The sequence below is a fragment of the Amycolatopsis sp. NPDC039088 genome (genome assembly GCF_055598845.1).
Genome location: NZ_JBVKAE010000026.1, coordinates 41938 through 61259, shown reverse-complemented (window position 1 = coordinate 61259; position 19322 = coordinate 41938). Strand labels below are relative to the sequence as shown.

Annotated in this window: 16 protein-coding genes and 1 pseudogene; 10 read left to right on the top strand and 7 right to left on the bottom strand. The window is 67.5% G+C overall.

Annotation, left to right across the window (positions count from 1 at the left end; genetic code table 11):
- The first annotated feature begins 15 nt into the window (after positions 1-15).
- Complete coding sequence (dut, locus tag ACZ7KI_RS29380) at positions 16-498, top strand: dUTP diphosphatase (RefSeq protein ID WP_026467910.1); 483 nt, start codon at positions 16-18, stop codon at positions 496-498.
- Entirely contained in the window at positions 498-1154 is a 657-nt protein-coding gene (locus tag ACZ7KI_RS29375) for a DUF3710 domain-containing protein (protein WP_470276294.1), read from the top strand. The genes dut and ACZ7KI_RS29375 overlap by 1 nt, the downstream gene beginning before the upstream one ends.
- A gap of 241 nt (positions 1155-1395) precedes the next feature.
- On the opposite strand, the gene ACZ7KI_RS29370 is transcribed toward ACZ7KI_RS29375, so the two are convergent.
- The gene (locus ACZ7KI_RS29370) at positions 1396-2118 is read right to left on the bottom strand and encodes an alpha/beta fold hydrolase (RefSeq protein ID WP_470276293.1); all 723 of its coding nucleotides are present in this window, start codon (positions 2116-2118) and stop codon (positions 1396-1398) included.
- A gap of 102 nt (positions 2119-2220) precedes the next feature.
- On the opposite strand from ACZ7KI_RS29370, the gene ACZ7KI_RS29365 reads away from it, so the two are divergent.
- A complete protein-coding gene (locus ACZ7KI_RS29365) occupies positions 2221-2601 on the top strand; it encodes an OB-fold nucleic acid binding domain-containing protein (protein WP_470276292.1) in 381 nt (126 codons plus the stop codon).
- Between the two features lie 9 nt (positions 2602-2610).
- Positions 2611-3354 carry a DUF3159 domain-containing protein gene (locus tag ACZ7KI_RS29360; protein ID WP_470276291.1) on the top strand — a complete coding sequence of 248 codons (744 nt, stop codon included), beginning with the start codon at positions 2611-2613 and terminating at the stop codon, positions 3352-3354.
- Positions 3355-3455: 101 nt separating this feature from the next.
- On the opposite strand, the gene ACZ7KI_RS29355 is transcribed toward ACZ7KI_RS29360, so the two are convergent.
- Together ACZ7KI_RS29355 and ACZ7KI_RS29350 are read right to left on the bottom strand one after the other, a co-directional pair.
- Entirely contained in the window at positions 3456-4112 is a 657-nt protein-coding gene (locus tag ACZ7KI_RS29355; RefSeq protein WP_007033567.1) for a potassium channel family protein, read from the bottom strand.
- On the bottom strand, positions 4112-4777 hold the full coding sequence (locus tag ACZ7KI_RS29350) for a potassium channel family protein (RefSeq protein ID WP_470276290.1): 666 nt from the start codon (positions 4775-4777) through the stop codon (positions 4112-4114). Before ACZ7KI_RS29350 ends, ACZ7KI_RS29355 begins: the two co-directional genes overlap by 1 nt.
- Before the next feature lie 153 nt (positions 4778-4930).
- Between ACZ7KI_RS29350 and ACZ7KI_RS29345 the strand changes: the two genes are divergently transcribed.
- From ACZ7KI_RS29345 to ACZ7KI_RS29330, 4 genes and pseudogenes are all read left to right on the top strand, one after another.
- Complete coding sequence (locus ACZ7KI_RS29345) at positions 4931-6967, top strand: APC family permease (RefSeq protein ID WP_470276289.1); 2037 nt, start codon at positions 4931-4933, stop codon at positions 6965-6967.
- On the top strand, positions 6964-8169 hold the full coding sequence (locus ACZ7KI_RS29340) for a class I SAM-dependent RNA methyltransferase (protein ID WP_470276288.1): 1206 nt from the start codon (positions 6964-6966) through the stop codon (positions 8167-8169). Before ACZ7KI_RS29345 ends, ACZ7KI_RS29340 begins: the two co-directional genes overlap by 4 nt.
- Positions 8170-8293: 124 nt before the next feature.
- Positions 8294-8665 (top strand): hypothetical protein, encoded by a 372-nt coding sequence (locus ACZ7KI_RS29335; RefSeq protein WP_470276287.1) that lies wholly within the window; start codon positions 8294-8296, stop codon positions 8663-8665.
- Between the two features lie 179 nt (positions 8666-8844).
- Positions 8845-10042: pseudogene (locus ACZ7KI_RS29330) on the top strand (HNH endonuclease signature motif containing protein).
- A gap of 878 nt (positions 10043-10920) precedes the next feature.
- Here ACZ7KI_RS29330 and ACZ7KI_RS29325 read toward each other — a convergent pair.
- The 3 genes from ACZ7KI_RS29325 to ACZ7KI_RS29315 are packed head-to-tail and all read right to left on the bottom strand — an operon-like array spanning position 10921 to position 15483.
- On the bottom strand, positions 10921-12474 hold the full coding sequence (locus ACZ7KI_RS29325) for a GMC family oxidoreductase (RefSeq protein WP_470276286.1): 1554 nt from the start codon (positions 12472-12474) through the stop codon (positions 10921-10923).
- Positions 12471-13982 carry an APC family permease gene (locus ACZ7KI_RS29320; protein ID WP_470276285.1) on the bottom strand — a complete coding sequence of 504 codons (1512 nt, stop codon included), beginning with the start codon at positions 13980-13982 and terminating at the stop codon, positions 12471-12473. The genes ACZ7KI_RS29325 and ACZ7KI_RS29320 overlap by 4 nt, the downstream gene beginning before the upstream one ends.
- 16 nt (positions 13983-13998) lie before the next feature.
- Positions 13999-15483, bottom strand: a complete 1485-nt coding sequence (locus tag ACZ7KI_RS29315; protein WP_470276284.1) for an aldehyde dehydrogenase family protein — start codon at positions 15481-15483, stop codon at positions 13999-14001.
- Positions 15484-15700: 217 nt separating this feature from the next.
- On the opposite strand from ACZ7KI_RS29315, the gene dxs reads away from it, so the two are divergent.
- Both dxs and ACZ7KI_RS29305 read left to right on the top strand, forming a co-directional pair.
- Positions 15701-17605, top strand: a complete 1905-nt coding sequence (gene dxs / locus ACZ7KI_RS29310; RefSeq protein ID WP_470276283.1) for a 1-deoxy-D-xylulose-5-phosphate synthase — start codon at positions 15701-15703, stop codon at positions 17603-17605.
- Positions 17606-18316: 711 nt separating this feature from the next.
- Positions 18317-18547 (top strand): hypothetical protein, encoded by a 231-nt coding sequence (locus ACZ7KI_RS29305; RefSeq protein WP_470276282.1) that lies wholly within the window; start codon positions 18317-18319, stop codon positions 18545-18547.
- Between the two features lie 63 nt (positions 18548-18610).
- On the opposite strand, the gene ACZ7KI_RS29300 is transcribed toward ACZ7KI_RS29305, so the two are convergent.
- Positions 18611-19258, bottom strand: a complete 648-nt coding sequence (locus ACZ7KI_RS29300; protein ID WP_470276281.1) for a DJ-1/PfpI family protein — start codon at positions 19256-19258, stop codon at positions 18611-18613.
- Positions 19259-19322 lie beyond the last annotated feature (64 nt).

Below are 19322 nucleotides of genomic sequence, written 5' to 3'. Positions count from 1 at the left end.
GTAGTCTCGCCGCCCGTGTCCACCGTTCAGGTACTGCTTTCCCGGATCGATCCTTCGGTCCCCCTCCCCGCCTACGCGCGCCCCGGCGACGCGGGCGCCGACCTCGTCACCACCTCGGATCTCGTCCTCGCGCCCGGCGAACGCGGCGTGGTCGGGACAGGGGTCGCGATCGCCCTCCCACCCGGGTACGCGGGCTTCGTCCACCCGCGCTCGGGCCTGGCGGCCCGGGTCGGCCTCTCGGTGGTGAACACCCCCGGCACGATCGACTCCGGGTACCGCGGTGAGATCCGCGTCTGCCTGATCAACCATGATCTCTCCGAGAAGGTCGTGCTCACCCGCGGCGACCGGATCGCGCAGCTGGTCGTGCAACGGGTCGAACAGGCCGAGTTCGTCGAGGTCGCCGAGCTCGAGTCGTCCGAGCGCGGCGAGGGAGGGTATGGCTCCACGGGCGGACACGCCACACTGGGAGCCGGAGCCAGGGAAGGAACGGAGAACTAGTGGGGATTTTCGGTCGCAAGCGCGGGGCGAAGCCCGGCGGACGGCACGCCGCGCCCGAGGTCGAGGAACGACCCGGGGACGACGACGGCGCGGAGGAGATCGAGCCGCAGCTGTCGGAGACCGCCGACGGCCCCTTCGACATCGCCGACGCGCCCGAGGACGGCATCCCGAGGATCGACCTCGGCTCGGTGAAGGTCCCGGTGCCCGACGGTTCCCAGGTCCAGGTCGAGATGGACCCGGACAGCGGCGGTGTCCGGGCGGTGCACGTCGTCACCGAACAGGGCCAGATCACCGTCAGCGGCTACGCGGCACCCCGGTCGGGCGGCCTGTGGAAGGACGTCAGCACCGAGCTCACCGAGCAGCTGCGGGCCGACGGCGCCAAGGTCTCGGTCGGCATGGGGGAGTGGGGACTGGAACTGTCCGCGATCGTCGGCGACGTGGCACTGCGCTTCGTCGGCGTCGACGGGCCGCGCTGGATGCTCCGCGGCGTCATCGCCGGACCGCAGTCACAGGCGTCGCAGGCGCCCGCGGTGCTGCGCGAGATCGTGCGGCACACCATCGTCGACCGCGGTGACGCGCCGATGCCGGTCCGCACCCCGCTGACCATCACGCTGCCCGACGCGGTCGCGCAGCACATCGCCGAGCAGCAGGGCTGAGCTGTCGTGAGTGGTAATGACGGTTAGAGCGAACCCTCTCCTAGGTACCTAAGCGTGGCCTGCGGGCTTGCGCCGCCGTTGTGACTAGTGGTGCCGCTGGGGCTAGTGATGGCGTTCCGTGTCCGTGAAGGACTCCTTGAGGGACCCAGAGTCCCTCAAGGAGTCCTTCACGGACCGACCGCTACCCGGCTCACCCGCCGTAGGTAACCACAACACCGTTGGCCAGAACCGTCATTACCACTCACGACACATAGGCGCGGGCGGCCTTCAGCCAGGCCAGGACGGTCGCGCGGCCGAGGGATTCCCGGTCCGCGCCGAGCGCGGTGAGCGTCGACTCGCCGACCTCGGCGCGCGGCAGGGCGTCCGCCCAGGCCCGCGCGACCGCCACCGGATGGATCGGATCGTCCACGCACGCGCCGATCCCGGCGGGTACGTCGAGGCCTTTCAGGTCGTCGAGCTCCGGGGCCGCCCGGGAGGCAGCAGTCCGCAGGCTCGCCGCGAGTCCGTCGCCGTGCCGTCGCCACGCCCGGCCCAGTTCCGCCGAAAGCCACTCCGGGACGCCGTCGGACGATTTCGCCAGCGCGCCGCCGACCCCGTTTTCGGCCACCAGATCCGCTGACAGCCGCGCGGCGAGCGACGCGGGTGCTCGCCCGGCCGGACCGTTCCAGGCCGGGAGAGCGGCCAGCAGGCCGGTGCAGCGGCCGGAATCGCGGACCGCCCACTCCGCGGCCAGGTGCGCGCCGAACGAGATGCCGCCGACCAGCAGCGGTCCGTGCGCGTCGGCCAGCCGGTCCAGCTCGTCGAGATAGCCGTCCGCGAGACGGTCTCCCGGTGGTGGCGGCGGGGCGAGCAACCGGATGCCGAGGGCCCGCAGGGGGCCGGAGAACACGTCGCGGACGAACACTTCGTCGGACCCGGTACCGGGGAGCACTACTGCCGTCGTAGGCGGAATAGCGGAGGTCACGTTGCGATCCTCTCCCAAACCGGTTTCCCTGGCTGAACACAGTTACGCTGGAATACGCACGGGCCGTTCGAGTCGGGGGCCCCGGAGCACAGGAGCACCGTTATGTCCGCCAAAGACGGCGGCTACTTCAGCCGGTTGGTTCGCAAGCTGACCAGGGACGTCGATGATCTCGACGCCGACGATCTGTCCGAAGAATCCGTGGCGGGCGGGGCGCAGCGCGCCTGCGACTGCCGTTCGGGCGAAGAGGTGACGGTGCTCGGCAGACTCCGCAGCGTGGAGCTCTGCCCGACCAACGAGGCCGCGACACTGCAGGCCGAGCTGTTCGACGGCACGCAGGGTGTGACGCTAATCTGGCTCGGACGCCGCCGGATCGCCGGAATCGAACCCGGGCGAACCATCAAGGTGCGCGGCCGGATGGCCGAACGTGATGGTCAAAAGGTGCTGTACAACCCCTATTACGAACTTCAGAGCCCTGTGAGTTGATCCCGTATCGTGACTGAACCCGCCGGCGGCGAACAGAAGAAGACCGGGGAACCGGACGAGGACAAGAAGCCCCAGCCCACCCTGTTGGAACAGATGGGCGGGCTGTCGGGGCTGTTCTACTCCTCGTTGCCGGTCATCGTGTTCGTGATCGCGAACGCGATCTTCGGCCTGACCGTCGGCATCTGGGCGGCCGTCGGCAGCGCGGTGGCCATCACGGTGCTCCGGATCGTGCGGAAGGAGCCGCTGCAGCCCGCCATCTCCGGCTTCTTCGGCGTGGCGATCGCGGCGTTCATCGCCTACCGGACCGGTTCGGCCAAGGGCTTCTTCCTGTTCGGGATCTGGACCAGCCTGGTCTACTGCGGCGTCTTCGTGCTGTCGATCGTCGTCCGCTGGCCGCTCGCCGGCGTGGTGTGGAACGCGCTCAACGGCAACGGCCACGCCTGGCGCAAGGACAAGAAGTCGCTGATCTCCTATTCGATCGCGACCGCCGCCATGGCGCTGATCTTCGGCGCCCGGTTCGTCGTGCAGCGCTGGCTCTACGACGAGGACTACACCGGCTGGCTGGCCTTCGCGAAGATCGCGATGGGATACCCGCTGTACGCGCTCGGCCTGCTCGCCGTCGTCTGGGCGGTGCGGCGGTCGGAGAAGCACCTCAAGGCGCTGGGCGAGGAGACGCCTCCCGAGGAGACCGACGCCGAGGTCGAGGCGCGGTTGCGGGAGAAGTACGCCCAGGCGCCCGGCGTGGAGAACTAGCCTTTCCCGTCAAGTCCCGCGTGCTATGAAAGGTCCTTTCCTTGCAAATTTTGCAAGGAAAGGACCTTTCATAGCACTTGAGGGGACCGTGACAGGTCCGCTCAGTACCCCAGGGCGGTCCGGATCTCCGGTTCCACGTCCGAGGTCGCCACGAACAGCAGCTCGTCACCCGGCTCCAGCGGGTCCTCCGGCTGCGGCACGATCACCCGGTCACCACGCAGGATGGTCACCAGCGCCGCGTCCCGCGGCAGGTTGATCTCGCTGACCGCCTTGCCCGCCAGCGGCGTCTCCTCCGGAAGGGTGAGTTCGACCAGGTTCGCCTGGCTCTGCCGGAAGGTCATCAGCCGCACCAGATCGCCGACGCTCACCGCCTCCTCGACCATCGCCGCGAGCATCCGCGGTGTCGAGACTGCGACGTCGACGCCCCAGGCGTCGTTGAACAGCCATTCGTTGGCCGGGTTGTTCACCCGCGCCACCACCCGGCGTACCGCGAACTCGGTCTTCGCCAGCAGCGAGACCACCAGGTTCGCCTTGTCGTCACCGGTCGCGGCGATCACGACGTCGCACTGCTCGATGCCGGACTCCTCGAGGATCGACACCTCGCACGCGTCGCCGAGCACCCAGTCCGCCTGCTCGACGGTGTGCGGCTCGAACTGGTCGGCCTCGCGCTCGATGAGCATCACCTGGTGGCGTCCGTCGATCAGCTCCGCGGCGATCGACCGGCCCACCGCGCCTGCCCCGGCAATCGCGACCCGCATCAGTTCTCCTCTTCCGGTTCGCGAGCGGCGACGCTGGTCACGTCGCTGACGGTGCCCGACTTCGCGGCGACGTACACGACGTCGTCGGCCTGGATCACGGCCTTGGTGTCGGGCAGCACGCCGGTGCCGAACCGCATGATGAACGCGACCCGTGCCCCGGTCGTGTCCTGCAGTTCGCGCACGCTGCGCCCGACCCAGCCCTCGTGCAGCGGTAGCTGCAGGAGCGCCACGCTGCCGGAGGGGTCACGCCACGCCGAGGCGACGCCGTCGGGCAGCAGGTTGCGCAGGAACCGGTCGGTCGTCCACGGGACGGTCGCCACGGTCGGGATGCCCAGCCGCTCGTAGACGGCCGCGCGCTTGTGGTCGTAGATCCTGGCGACGACCTTGTCGATGCCGAAGTTCTCCCTGGCCACCCGCGCCGAGATGATGTTGGAGTTGTCGCCACTGGACACCGCCGCGAAGGCACCCGCGCGTTCGATCCCGGCCTCGATCAGCACCTGCCGGTCGAATCCGACGCCGACCACCTGCTGACCGTGGAAATCACTGCCGAGCCGCCGGAACGCCTGCTGGGTCTTGTCGATGATGGCGACGTCGTGCCCCAGCCGCTCCAGCGCCGCGGCCAGAGATGCGCCGACCCGGCCGCATCCCATGATCACCACGTGCACGCACTGCCTCCTTAATCAGCGAACGTTTCACCCGTCCGCAGGTACCCGGTCACACCAGCGCCGAACCTACCGTGAGCATCGCTCGTCAGCTTCACCGTCCTCCCCACCGCCACCCTCAAGGGAGACGCTGCGCGTCGCCGTTACTCTCTTGAGGTGTCGAAGTTCCCGACCGTATTGAAGCGGCTCGTCCTCGGACGCCCATTCCGGAGTGACCGCCTCTCGCATACGCTCCTGCCGAAGCGCATCGCGCTGCCGATTTTCGCGTCCGACGCGTTGTCGAGCGTCGCCTACGCGCCTGAGGAAATCTTTCTGACCCTCAGTGTCGCCGGTCTGTCCGCGTACGCCTTCGCGCCCTGGATCGGGGTCGCCGTCGCGGTCGTCATGCTGGTCGTGGTCGCCTCCTACCGGCAGAACGTGCACGCCTATCCCAGCGGCGGCGGCGACTACGAAGTCGCCAATACCAATCTCGGTGGCAAATTCGGGCTCACCGTGGCCAGCGCGCTGCTGGTCGATTACGTGCTCACGGTGGCGGTGTCGACGTCGTCCGGGGTGGCGAACATCGGCTCGGCCGTGCCGTGGGTCGCGCAGCACAAGGTGATCGTCGCGGTCGTCATCGTGGTCGTGCTGACGGCCTTGAATCTTCGCGGAGTGCGCGAATCGGGCAAAACCTTCGCCATTCCGGTCTACGGGTTCATCATCGGCATTCTCGGCATGGTGATCTGGGGGCTGATCGAAACGGCCTCCGGTGCCGACATGCGGGCCGAGAGCTCCTCCTTCGAACTGCACGAAGAAGCCTCCTTGACCGGTTTCGCGTTCTTCTTCCTGCTGCTGCGGACGTTCTCCTCCGGCGCGGCGGCGCTGACCGGGGTCGAGGCGATCAGCAACGGGGTCCCGGCGTTCCAGAAGCCGAAATCCAAGAACGCGGCGACCACCCTGCTGATGATGGGCGTGCTCGCGGTGACGATGCTGGTCGGCATCATCACGCTGGCGATCGTCACCGACGTCAAATTCGCCGAGCATCCGGAAACGCAGCTCACCGGCACTCCGCCGGGCTACGAGCAGAAGACGATCGTCGCGCAGATCGCGCAGGCGGTGTTCTCCGACTTCACGCCGGCGTTCTACTACATCTCCTTCGCCACCGGCATCATCCTGCTGCTGGCCGCGAACACCGCATTCAACGGCTTCCCGGTGCTGGGCTCGATCCTCGCCCAGGACCGCTACCTGCCGCGCCAGCTGCACACCCGCGGCGACAGGCTGGCCTTCTCCAACGGCATCCTGTTCCTCGCGGCGTTCGCGCTGGTGCTGATCATCGCTTTCGACGCCGAGGTCACGAAGCTCATCCAGCTCTACATCGTGGGCGTGTTCGTCTCGTTCACGATCAGCCAGGCAGGCATGCTCCGGCACTGGAACCGACTCCTGGCCAGGGAGACCGACCCCACGGCGCGGCGGCGGATGCGCCGATCGCAAACGGTCAACGCCATCGGCCTCACCATGACCGGCACCGTGCTGATCATCGTGCTGATCACGAAGTTCCTGCTCGGCGCCTGGATCGCGATCGCGGCGATGGTGGCCATCTACATCCTGATGACCGCGATCCGGAAGCACTACGACCGGGTCGCCGAGGAATTGCGTGCGATGGAGCGGAAGCCGGCTGTCCTGCCTTCCCGCAACCACGCGATCGTGCTGATCTCGAAACTGCACCTGCCGACCCTGCGCGCGCTTTCCTATGCCAAGGCCGTGCGCCCCGACGTCCTCGAAGCCGTCACGGTCAACGTCGACGACCTCGAAACGCGCAAACTCGTCCAAGACTGGGACGACCACAATTTCAAAGTGCCGCTGAAGGTGATCGAATCGCCGTATCGGGAAATCACGAAACCGGTGCTGGACTACGTGAAGCGCGTCCGCGGCGACAATCCGCGCAACGTGGTGACCGTGTTCATCCCCGAATACGTGGTCGGGCACTGGTGGGAGCAGGTCCTGCACAACCAGAGCGCGCTGCGGCTCAAGGGGCGGCTCCTGTTCCAGCCCGGTGTCATGGTGACCAGTGTGCCGTGGCAGCTCGAATCGTCGGAAAAGGCGATCAAACGTGACCGGAAGGCGCGCCCCGCGGCTGGCGACGTGCGGCGCGGATTCTCCCCCGTGGTCAAGCAGATCGAAAAGACCGAAAAGACTAAGGACAAAGCAGAATGACTGTTGACGCGTCGACCGGTACGTGGCTCGGACGGACGATCGAGCTGGAGGTCGGCGCGGTCGCGCACGGCGGGCACTGCGTCGCGCGGGCGGAGGGGCGGGTCGTGTTCGTGCGGCACGCGCTGCCCGGCGAACGGGTATTGGCCTCGATCACCGACGACAAGGGCGGCTCGTTCTGCCGCGCCGACGCGATCGAGGTGCTGGAGGCTTCACCCGAACGCGTGGAGCCGCCGTGCCCGCTCGCGGCGCCGGGGGAGTGCGGCGGCTGCGACTGGCAGCACGCCGCGCCCGGCTACCAGCGTGAACTCAAGGCCACGGTGGTCGCGGAGCAGCTGAAGCGGCTGGCCGGGATCGAGCGCGAGGTCGTCGTCGAAGCGCTCGAGGGCGGTCCGCTGGACTGGCGCAGCCGCGTCCGCCTCGTGGCGGGCAAGGACGGCCGCGCGGGCTTCCGGGCGAACCACAGCCACCGCGTGATCCCCATCGACGACTGCCCGATCACCGTCCCGGGCGCGCTCGACGACGTGGTCTCGCGGAAGTGGCGGCCCGGCTCCGAAATCGAGGTCACCAAGGACGGCGAAGGCAAGGTCCACCTTCGCGACCTGTCGACGGTTCACGGCAAGACCCGGTCCCGGCAGCTGACGGGCGGGCTCGCCGTCCAGCACGCCGCTGGCCGCGACTGGCGGCTGGACGCCCACGGCTTCTGGCAGGTCCACCCGGCCGCCGCGGACACGCTCGCCGCCGTCGTCGCCGAATGGGCCGAAGCGCCGCGCGACGGCGTGGCATGGGACCTGTACGCCGGCGTCGGCCTGTTCGCCTCGGTGCTGGCCGAGCAGGTCGGCACCGGGGGACGCGTGCTGGCCGTGGAATCCGGCCGCCGCGCCGTCGCCGACGGCGAGGAGAACCTGGCCGATCTCCCGCAGGTCCACTGGCGCTCCGGCCGGGTCGAGCATCTGCTGGCCGACGCCCCGAAACCCGTCGACGTCGTCGTCCTCGACCCGCCGCGCAAGGGCGCGGGCAAAGCCGTCGTCGAATCCATTGTGGAGGGTTCGCCGGACCGGATCGTCTACGTGGCCTGCGACCCGGCGGCGCTGGCCCGCGACATCGCACTGTTCGCGGAGCACGGGTATGGCCTCAGTGATCTTCGTGCGTTTGACGCGTTCCCGATGACTCAGCACGTCGAATGCGTTGCGTTGTTGCAATAACGGCGCCTTTGTAGACCGTCGGAATGGCAGGGCTTCGTTTTCCTTGCCCGAGCGCCGGGTGCTCGCTAACTTGAATTTCGTGTTCACGGGGTAGCGGGCTTTCGATGCGAACGGGTCTCGAATCATGGACTATCTTCCTTCGGTGTTGCCGCCTGGGGTAACGGCGCAGGAAATCACTTATCGGAATGGGCGGAAGCAGATCATCTACACGGCGCCCCATGTCTCCGAAGGGCCGGTGCTCGTCCGGGATCTGCTGGGCAGGCAGGCGTGGATGTTCATGTACGCCCACTTCGTCTTCGCCTGGGCCGAGGGCGCGATCCAGGTACAGGTCAGTCACGGCACCCTGAACGGGCCGAAGATGCTGCTGTGGAAAGGGGTCAGCATCTCCGCTTTCTGGTCGGGGCCCGCGTTGGCCGAGTTCGGGCGGGCGTGGGCGCTGGAGCAGATGACCGGCAGCAGGGGTACCCCGGCCGTCGTCAAGGATTCCCTTCCCTGAATGCCGGGATTGCCTCTTCTGCGCGGCAAGGAATTCGGATCCCGTTGCCGAAAAACGGTAACGCCTCACGGTGTTCGTGTGATCGGGAACTGTCGGTGGCCGGTTGTACGGTTCTTGGCGTGGATACCTACACGGCCGCGTCGGCGGCGCTTCTCGAAGAACTCACCGATCCCGACCTCTTGGAGTTGGTCAATGCTTCCGTGGATTCGTTGGATGACAAGGATTCCGTCGCTGTGGCGCGGGCGGCGTCGGCGGGGATCGCGCGGTTGGAGGCGGTGCGGTTTCGGGCGTTGGCTCAGTTGAGTCGGCATCGTGGGGGTGTGGGGAGTGTGGTGCAGGAGGTCGCGTTCGAGTTGTCTCTTGTGGACAATCACGCGGGTGCGATGGTCTCCACCGCCGAGGCGTTGGCCACGCGCCTGCCGCGCACTCTGGGTTTGCTGGATCAGGGGAAGTTGTGTGGTTTCGGTGCGATGAAGGTCGCTGCCGCCACTGCCTGGCTCTCCGATGAGAACGCCCGTGCCGCAGATGCCGTGTTGGAGGATCGGTTACCGGGCAGGAATGCCGATCAGATCCGGAAAGCGGCGAATCATGCGGCGACCACGGTCGACCGTGACGGCGCCGACAAACGTACCGCACACCATCGCGAAGGGCGTCGTCTCACTCTGCGCCAGGGCGAGACGGGGGTGGCGTCGATCGAGGTCGAGGACGGCCCGGTGGAGAAGGTCACTGCCGCTTACCGGCGGATCGATCGTGAGGCCCGCGCCCTACGGAAGAGTGGGGAGACCCGGACGTTGGATCAGCTCCGCGCCGATGTCGCGCTCGATCTGCTGCTGGGCGGACAGGGCGGCCCGAGTGAACGTACCGAGGTGTCCTTGTACATGGACCTGTTCACCTACCTCGGGCTCAACAACGATCCCGCCGAACTGACCGGACACGGGCATATCCCGGCGGGGTTGGCGCGGCAGATCGCGACGGGGCCGGATGCTGTGTTGCGGCGGATCATCACTGATCCGTTGTCGGGGCAGGTGTTGGATTTGGGGCGGGATCGGTATCGGCCTACGGCGGGGTTGGGTGAGTTTGTGCGGGTGCGGGATCGTGAGTGTCGAAGACCGGGGTGCGGGCGTCCCGCGCAGGCGTGCGATCTGGATCATGTGGTGCCGTGGCAGTTCGGTGGCCATACCGCCGCCGATGAGTTGGTCGACCTCTGCCGTCGTGATCACCGGCTCAAAGACGAACCCGGCTGGACCTACCGCCTCGCGGCTGACGGCACGCTGACCGTCACCACCCCCACCGGCCAACAGCTACGACAGCACACCGCCACCGCTGCATGAGCCCCGCACGCCAAGCCCTCCCGGCGAGGAACCGCCACCGTTCTGAGCCTCGTTGCCGGGAAACGGCGACGGCTCGAGCCGGGCTTTGACGGCTGGACAGGTGCCGGTTTCGCGGCTAGGTAGGTCTTTTGTGCAGCGCGGGGGCAGGAGTCGCGTTGCCGGGTAATGGCGACGGCTCCGGTGCGCGTGGAGTCGTGCCGGTTCGCGGCTGACTGACGTACACCCCATTGCCGGTCAGCGGCGACAGCTTCGGCTGGGTTCCTGTCAGGCGGCGGTGACTTGGCGGTTGGTGAGGTGCCGGTTTGGCGGTCAGGTAGGTTTTTGTGCAGCGCGAGGGGCAGGAATCTCGTTGCCGGATAGTGGCGACGGCTCCGGCGCACATGGAGTCGTGCCGGTTCCTGCCCGACTGACGTACACCCCATTGTCGGTCAGCGGCGAGGGCTCGGGCAGGGTTCCTGTCAGACAGCGGTGACTGGCGTGCCTTTGGCGGTTGGAGAGGTGCCGGTTCGCGGTCAGGCAGGTCTCTTCTACAAGAAACCTGGCCGGAATCCCATCGCCGAAAAATGGCGACAGCCCACCTGGTCTCCAGCCTGGAGCTGATGTGAATACTTTCAGGGTCTGCGGCTAGTGCTAGTGCGGCCGGTGTGGCTCTGACAGCCGAAGATGCCGGGCCTCCCACTCATGGCCACCAGCACGAGAGCCCGATTGCCGGAAAACGGCGACACCCCCGCCAAGCTTAAACGACCTCCACCAAAACCCACGAGGTCGTTCCCCGCGGCCACGTCACCGCGGTCTCGATGTTCTCGCCCCGACCCTGCCGCGATCGCGCCGTACCGACACCGCCGCAGTGAAGACGTGGGGCGAATCCCGGAGGACCCGCCCCACCCCAACGTGCCCAAAGCCGAAACCAAAGCCAGCAGCGACTCAGGAGCGCGCGTCCTCCTTCAGCATGTCCGCGCATTTCTCGCCGATCGCCATCGTCGTGATGCACGGATTCACCGCGACCAGGAACGGCATCGCCGAACCGTCGGCGACCCGCAGACCCTCGACACCGCGCACCCGCAGCCGGGCGTCCAGCACGGCCGACGGGTCGTCGTCACCGCCCATTTTCGCGGTGCACGAAGGGTGATAGACCGTGTTGTGTGTCTTGCGCAGGTAGTCGGCGATCTCGTCGTCGGTCTTGACGTCCTTGCCCGGCGCCAGTTCCGTCCCGGCCCATTCGTCCAGGGCGGGCTGCTCGGCGATCTTGCGCGCCAGTTTGATGCCGTAGGTCATCACGCGCATGTCGTGCGGGTCGCTGAAGTACCGCGGGTCCACCTTCGGCTTGTCCCGGTAGTCGCGGGTGCGCAGCCGCACGGTGCCGGTCGATCGGGACCGGGTGACGTTCGGTGTCAGGCAGAAGCCGTTCTCCGTGGTCGGGTAGCCCTGCCGGAGCGTGTTCATGTCGAACGGCACGGAGCCGTAGTGGAACATCAGGTCCGGCCGGTCGAGGCCGTCCTCCGTGGTGGTGAAGATGCCGATTTCCCACCATTGCGTGGATTCGGTGGTCATCGGTTGCAGCGCGTCCCACTGGATGACGCCCTCGGGGTGATCCTGCAGGTTCTCGCCGACGCCGGGGGAGTCCACCAAGACCTCCACGCCGACTTCGCGCAGATGCTCGGCCGGGCCGATTCCCGACAGCATCAGGAGTTTCGGGGTGTCGATCGCGCCGGAGGACAAGATGACCTCGCGCCGGGCACGCAAGGAAATGCCGTGGATCAGGTCGTCGGCGAGATACTCGGCTCCGGTGCAGCGTTTGCCGTCGAACAGCAGCCGCCGGACCCGGGCGCCGGTGATGATCTCCAGGTTCGGCCGCTTCCCGATGATCGGGTGCAGATAGGACACCGACGCCGACGAGCGGGTGCCGTCTTCGCGCGCGTTGATCTGGAACCAGTTCGCGCCGTGCGTCACGGTCTTGCCGGAGTTGAATTCCACCCGGGGGATCCCGGCTTGCTCGCACGCCTGGAGCAGCGCGACGCCGGTCGGGTCGTTCGGCGGTACCGAGCGGATGGTCACCGGGCCCGAGCGACCGTGGTGGTCGCCGGGACCGTCGTTGGTCTCAAGACGCTTGTACAGCGGGAAGATGTCCTTCGCGGACCAGCCTGGCAGGCCGAGTGACGACCATTCGTCGAGGTCTTCCGCCGGTGCCCAGAAAGCGATGCACGAGTTGTGCGACGAACAACCGCCGAGCACTCGCGCGCGGGCGTGGCGCAAGAAGGAGTTGCCGGACTCCTGCGGCTCGACCAGGTAGTCCCAGTCGTAGCCCGATTCCAGCAGGGCCATCCACTTCGTCAGCTCCAGCACCGCGGGGTCGTCCACATCGGACGGTCCCGCTTCCAGCAGTGCCACGGTGACGTCCGGATCCTCCGAGAGTCTCGCCGCGACCACCGAGCCCGCCGTCCCGCCGCCGACGACGATGTAGTCGAACTCTCCGGTCACTGTGCTGCCTCCTCGGGATGTGCCGCCGCGGCGTGATCGGCCAGGACGCCGCTCTTGTGCCGCAGAACGAACCAGTAATACGCGAAACCGACGACCGCCACCGCGCCGACGAACAGCACGGCCCCCCATTCGAGGTACCAGTGGTACGGCTCGGTCGCGTTGTAGACCTCGCGCCGCGGCCACGCCAGGTTCACCACGATCGCGCCGCCCCACAGCACGCCGAGGATGTTGACCGGCAGGCCCAGTTTGCCGAGGGAGAAGTACTTGGTCCCCGCTACCTTCGGCGGCGGCCACTGCCCGCGCAGCCGTTTGACCAGCATCGGGATGGTGACCAGCAGGTACGCCAGGTAGATCATGATGATGCCGATGCTGGTGATCACCGTGAAGATCTGCGGCTGGCCGACGTTGACCACCAGGATCAGCACCGCGATGACGCCGGAGACGATCGCGGGGACCACGGGGGTCTTGGTCTTCGGCGACACCCTCGCCAGATGTTTCCCGGCGGGCAGGTTGTTGTCGCGGCCCATCGCGAACATCATCCGGATCGACGCCGACTGCACGGCCAGGTTGCACACCGTGATGGCGATGACGACCGCCAGCAGGAAGATCGTGCCGACCGTGCTGCCCAGGACGTCGAGCACGATGAACTGCAGGCCGCCCGTCGCGATCTGGGGGTTGTTGATGTCGCCGACGGCCATCAGCGCCAGCAGCAGGATCAGCCCGCCGATGACGAACGACGCGATCAGGGCGCGCAGGATCGCCTTGGGCGCGTTCTTGCGCGGGTCATGGGACTCTTCGCCGAGCGAGCTGGCGGTGTCGAAGCCGTACATGACGTACGTGGACGCGAGCGAGGCGACCAGGAACGCGCCGAAGTAGCCCCACGGTTGGTCGGCGCCGGTGTTGTTGGTCTGCATGACGACCTCGGGACCCCGGGTGATGTTCACCGCGAGCGCGATGATCAGCAGGACCGCGGCGATCAGCTCGATGAACACCCCGGCGCTGTTGATCCGCGCCATCAGCTTGACGCCCCAGGCGTTCACCAGCGTGGTGAACAGGATCAGGGCGGTGCCGAGGATGACCGCGTTGACCGCGCTGTCACCGGAGAACGAGAAGAACGACGAGATCTGCGGGAGCGTGATCTGGTAGGCCAGCGCGACCGCGGCGATGCTGACGATCGAGGCGGTCAGCATCATCCAGCCCGCCAGCCAGGCGACGTGCGGGCTGCCGAGCCGTTTCGACCAGTTGTAGATCGACCCGGCCACGGGATAGTGCGCGGCCAGTTCGGCGAACGACAACGCCACCATCAGCTGGCCGACGAACACCATCGGCCACGACCACCAGTAGGCGGGCCCGCCGAAGCTGAAACCGAAGTAGAACAGCTGGAAGGTCCCGGTCAGGATCGAGATGTAGCTGATCCCGGCGGCGAAGGTGTGGAAATTGCCGAGCGTTCTTTCGAGTTCCTGTTTGTAGCCGAAACCGGCAAGGCCGTCGTCGGAAGGAGTACTCATCGGCACTTTCCCCTCTTTAGCTGGACGCGGGCTCCCCGGAGAACCAGCGCTGTGGTGCGGGCCGGAGGTTCTGGTAGATGTGCTTCGCCTCCGTGTACTCGGCCAAGCCCGTCGGGCCCAGTTCGCGCCCGAAGCCGGATTGCTTGTAGCCGCCCCATTCCGCCTGCGGCAGGTACGGGTGGAAGTCGTTGATCCAGATCGTGCCGTGCCGCAGCCGGTTCGCGACCCGCTGCGCGCGCGAGGCGTCCGAGGTGAACACGGCGCCCGCGAGGCCGTAATGCGTGTCGTTGGCGATGCGGACGGCGTCGTCCTCGTCGGTGAAGGTCTCGACGGTGAGTACCGGGCCGAACGATTCGTCGACGACGGCGCTGCTGCCCTGCTTCACGTTGTCGAGGATCGTCGGCAGGTAGTAGTGGCCCTTCGCCAGCTCGCGATCGTCGGGGCGTTTGCCGCCGGTGCGCAGGACGGCGCCCTCTTCCAGCGCGGCCGCGACGTAGCGTTCGATCTTTTCCAAATGGGCGGCCGAGATCAGCGGGCCGGTTTCAGCCTTCGGGTCGAAAGGTCCACCCAGTCGGATCAGTTCGGCACGGCGGACGAGCTCGTCGACGAACTTCTCGTGCCACTCCTCCTGGACGATCAGCCGCGCCCCGGCCGAGCAGACCTGACCGGAGTGGAGGAACACCGCGGTCAGCGCGTAGTCGACGGCGGTGTCGAAGTCGGAGTCGGCGAAGACGACGTTCGGGTTCTTGCCGCCCAGTTCCAGCGCGACCTTCTTGACGGTGGCTGCGGCCGACGCGGCGATGATCTTGCCGGTGGCGAGGCCGCCGGTGAACGAGACGAGATCGACATCCGGATGCTCCGAAAGAGGCGCCCCGGCTTGCGCGCCGGCGCCGAGCACCAGGTTCGCGACGCCGGCGGGGAGCCCGGCCTCGGTCAGCAGTTTCATCAGCATGATCGAGGTATGCGGCGTCAGCTCGCTGGGCTTGAGGACGAACGTGTTGCCCGCCGCGAGCGCGGGGGCGACCTTCCAGATGGTCTGCAGGAGCGGGTAGTTCCAGGGCGTGATCAGCCCGCAGACGCCGACCGGCTCGTGCACGATCCGGCTGAACGCGTCCGGGTTGCCGGTGTCGACCACGCGGCCGGCGTCGTTGGCGGCGAGTTTGCCGAAGTAGCGCAGGCAGGCGGCGATATCCGCCATGTCGTATTCGCTCTCGACCAGCCGTTTGCCGGTGTCGAGCGACTCGGCGCGTGCGAAGGCCGCGACGTCGCGGTCGAGCAGGTCGGCGGTCTTCAGCAGCAGGTCACCGCGTTCCTGCGCGGGCGTCTGCGGCCAAGGACCGGTGTCGAACGCCTTCCGCGCGGCGGCGATGGCCGCTTCGGTGTCCTCGCGGGTGCCCTCGGCGACCTCCGCGACCAGTGATCCGTCCGCCGGGCAGCGGATTTCCCTGCGACCGCGGCCGACCGCGTCGACCCACTCGCCACCGATGAAAAAATCCGCCATCAAGCCACTCCAACCGGGCTTCTTCTTAACCGTCGAGGAGCGATTATGTCGGCCACCTGACGTGACCGCTACTTGGCAAAAGAGACCATGTTCACACCATTGGGTACCGTGTGGTGATTTTCTGACATGTGACCCGTGACGCGGCGGACGGAAGGTTCTCAGCCGGGCTCCGTAGACTGGCCGGAACGGCGGAAGAGGAATCAGGCGAGGTGGGAGAGTGACGTTGCTCGAGTCCGTGCACGGACCGGCCGACTTGAAGCGGATGGACTCCGATCAGCTCGGGGAGCTGGCCGCGGAGATCCGGGACTTCCTCGTCGAGAAGGTGCGGCTCGCCGGTGGTCACCTCGGCCCGAACCTGGGTGTGGTCGAGCTGACGATGGCGCTGCACCGGGTCTTCGACTCGCCGCGCGACGCCATCGTGTGGGACGTCGGCCACCAGGCGTACGTGCACAAGATCGTCACCGGCCGTCATGACGGCTTCGGCAAGCTGCGCCAGCTCGGCGGCCTCACCGGCTACCCGGCGCGCGGCGAGAGTGAGCACGACCTCGTCGAGAACAGCCACGCCTCGACCGCGTTGTCCTATGTGGACGGTCTGGCGAAGGCGTTCGAACTCGGCGGTGGCGGCAGGCACGCGATCGCCGTCGTCGGTGACGGCGCGCTGACCGGCGGCATGTGCTGGGAGGCGCTCAACAACATCGCCGCGAACCCGCGCCGTCCGGTCGTCATCGTCATCAACGACAACGGCCGCTCGTACTCGCCGACCATCGGCGGCGTCGCGGACCACCTGGCGGCGCTGCGGCTGAAGCCGGGCTACGAGCGCGTGCTGGACCGTGGCAAGGAACTGCTGCGGCACACGCCGTTCGTCGGCAAGCCCATCTACGCGGCACTGCACGCGGCGAAGGCGGGGCTCAAAGACGCGCTGAGCCCGCAGATGATGTTCTCCGACCTCGGCCTGAAGTACCTCGGCCCGGTCGACGGCCACGATCTCGCGGCGCTGGAGAAGGCGTTCCAGAGCGCCCGCGACTTCGGCGGCGCGGTCATCGTGCACGTGGTCACCGAGAAAGGCCACGGCTACGAGCCCGCCGTGACCAACCAAGCCGACCAGATGCACCAGACCGACCCGATCGACCCTGAAACCGGTCTGCCGCCGGTCAAGGGCCCGAGCTGGACCGGCGTCTTCGCCGACGAACTGGTCAAGATCGGCGCCGACCGCGAGGACGTCGTCGCGATCACCGCGGCCATGCTGCGTTCGACCGGGCTGCACAAGTTCGCCGAGGCGTACCCGGACCGCTGGTACGACGTCGGTATCGCCGAGCAGCACGCGGTGACCTCGGCCGCGGGGCTCGCGATGGGTGGCAAGCACCCCGTCGTCGCCGTCTACTCGACCTTCCTGAACCGGGCGTTCGACCAGGTCCTGATGGATGTCGCGCTGCATCGCCAGCCGGTGACGCTGGTGCTGGACCGCGCCGGTATCACCGGGCCGGACGGGCCGAGTCACCACGGCATGTGGGACCTCTCGCTGCTGGGCATGGTGCCGGGCATGCGCGTCGCCGCGCCGCGAGACGCCGGCACGCTGCGAGAGGAACTGCGGGAGGCCGTCGCCGTCGAGGACGGGCCGACGGCACTGCGGTTCTCCAAGGGCGGCGTGATCGACTCCGTGCCCGCCGTCGAACGCGTCGGCACGGTGGACGTGCTGCGCAAGCCGTCCGGCGACGCCGACGTGCTGCTCATCGCAGTGGGCGCGTTCGCCATGCTCGGGCTCGCCGCCGCGGACCGGCTGGCCGACCAGGGCATCGGTGTGACCGTGGTGGACCCGCGCTGGGTCGTCCCGGCGCCCGCGGAACTCGTGGCGCTGGCCGAGCAGCACAAGCTGGTGGTGACCGTCGAGGACAGCGGCCGTCACGGCGGTTTCGGCTCCGCGCTGTCCGCGCTGTTCCGCGACGCCGAATGCGACGTGCCGCTGCGCGATCTCGCGGTGCCGCAGGTGTTCCACGAGCACGGCTCGCGCGAAGAGGTGCTGGCCCGCGTCGGGCTCACCGCGCAGGACGTCGCGCGGCGGGTCACCGAGTGGTCGGCCAAACTGGCCAGCCGGACTCCGGCGCCGGAGGACACGCATCGCTGAGCTTGGTGGTCGTGAGTGGTAATGACGGTTCTGGCCAAGTGTGTTTTAGGTACCTACGGCGGGCGAGCCTGGAGGGCCATCATGAGCCTCAGCGGCACCACCAGTCACACCGGCGGCGCGTGAAGGCCTCCTTCCCTGCTCTCAAGGTCAGGGTCCCGGCAAAGTCGAGGTAGGGCAGGCTTGATTCTGGAGGCCGCGGGGCTGCGGGTGTGGTTTCGGAGGAATGGTGTGAGTGGCGGTTCGGGTGAGGGCTACTTGTGTCTTAGGTACCTGCCATCGGGCGACACGCGTGATCCGGCGGAGGGCACGCGTGAGTGAACGGAGAACACGCGACGAAACCTGCCGCTCCCGCGTGTCATCCATCCAGTCACACGTGTCCTCCGTCTGATCACACGCGCCATCCATCCAGCCACGCGAAACCACCCACTCGGCCCCTCGCGAAACCGTGCAAGATGCCCAAATCGGGCATTTTTGTCCCGAGAAGTGTCCCTTATGGACAGTCGGGAGCCAGGTGAGGCCCCTTTGTATGAATCCGCTCCCGCCGGGTCCGCCACGACACGTTCGCCTTGACCCGCGCTAGCAATGGAGCCGACCAGCGATTATGCGACTTTGCCGGGGCCCTGGGCTCAGCCGAGAAAAGGGGGCCTTCACGCGCCGCCGGTCGCGCGTGTTTGGTCAGTGATTTAGATACCGCAACGCTATCTTGCCGACATGGAAAAGGTGTCCACTTTCGTCGCCCTCGACCGAGCTGACATGTTTGGGGCGATGCGACAGGCGGCCAACGCGACCGTTTTGGCGACAAAGGCCCAGCATGAGTTGATTTGCGAAGCTGCCGCGATGGGGATCTCACAGCGGCAGATCGCTCAGGCCAACCACACGAATCAAGCTACGGTGAGCCGAATTCTTGCTCGGCAAGCTCGGACAGGTAAGTCGGCGAGCTGACAAGCGCCATGGAAGGTCCTTTCCGTGCAAATTTTGCAAGGAAAGGACCTTTCAGAGCACGCGCTAGGCCCGCCAGACGGTGCCTCGCCGCTCGTACTCCAGCACCACCTCGGCCCGCTGCGCGGCCTTCGCGCCCAGGAATCGCTCCACGAGCCAGAGCGAAACCTCAAGTCCCGCGGTGATCCCGCCGCCGGTGATCAGGTCCCCGTCGTCGGCGACACGCGCGTCGATCACCTTCGTGCCCTGTGCGGCCAGATCCGCCTTCGCGCCGTTGTGTGTCGTCGCGTTGCGGCCCTTCGTCAGGCCGGCGGCGGACAGCACCATCGTGCCGGTGCAGATCCCGACGGGCAGCGCCCGCGACGCGGCGAGACGCCGCAGAAAACCCTGATCGGCGTTGAGCCGGTGCACCCCGGGCCCGTTCCGGTCGGTGTAACCGCCGCCGGGCACCACGAGGACGTCGGCCTCGCCGGGCGACCAGCCGCGCGGGACCTCGACGACGGTGCCATAAGTGCATTTCACGGGTCCGGGCCGGCCCGCCGCCACGAGCGAGGTGACCACGGCGCCGCCGGTGAGTTTCCCCGCCAGCCCCAGTACTTCGACGGGTGCGATGAAGTCCTGTTCCTCCACGCCGTCGAACATCAGGATCTGCACCCGTAACGGGGCGGCGGCGGAAGCGGCGGGCGCGGTGACGCCCACGAGACCGGCGGACAAGGCTGAAGCACGCAGAAAAGTTCGGCGCTGCAAGACGACCTCCCAGGTGATTTACCCAGTGGTC

Coding starts and splice junctions, on each gene's coding strand:
- ACZ7KI_RS29355 (WP_007033567.1), bottom strand. CDS start 4,112: ATGCGGGTCGCGATTGCCGGGGCAGGCGCGGTGGGCCGGTCGATCGCC.
- ACZ7KI_RS29365 (WP_470276292.1), top strand. CDS start 2,221: ATGTCCGCCAAAGACGGCGGCTACTTCAGCCGGTTGGTTCGCAAGCTG.
- ACZ7KI_RS29315 (WP_470276284.1), bottom strand. CDS start 15,483: ATGGCGGATTTTTTCATCGGTGGCGAGTGGGTCGACGCGGTCGGCCGC.
- ACZ7KI_RS29340 (WP_470276288.1), top strand. CDS start 6,964: ATGACTGTTGACGCGTCGACCGGTACGTGGCTCGGACGGACGATCGAG.
- ACZ7KI_RS29305 (WP_470276282.1), top strand. CDS start 18,317: ATGGAAAAGGTGTCCACTTTCGTCGCCCTCGACCGAGCTGACATGTTT.
- ACZ7KI_RS29320 (WP_470276285.1), bottom strand. CDS start 13,982: ATGAGTACTCCTTCCGACGACGGCCTTGCCGGTTTCGGCTACAAACAG.
- ACZ7KI_RS29335 (WP_470276287.1), top strand. CDS start 8,294: ATGGACTATCTTCCTTCGGTGTTGCCGCCTGGGGTAACGGCGCAGGAA.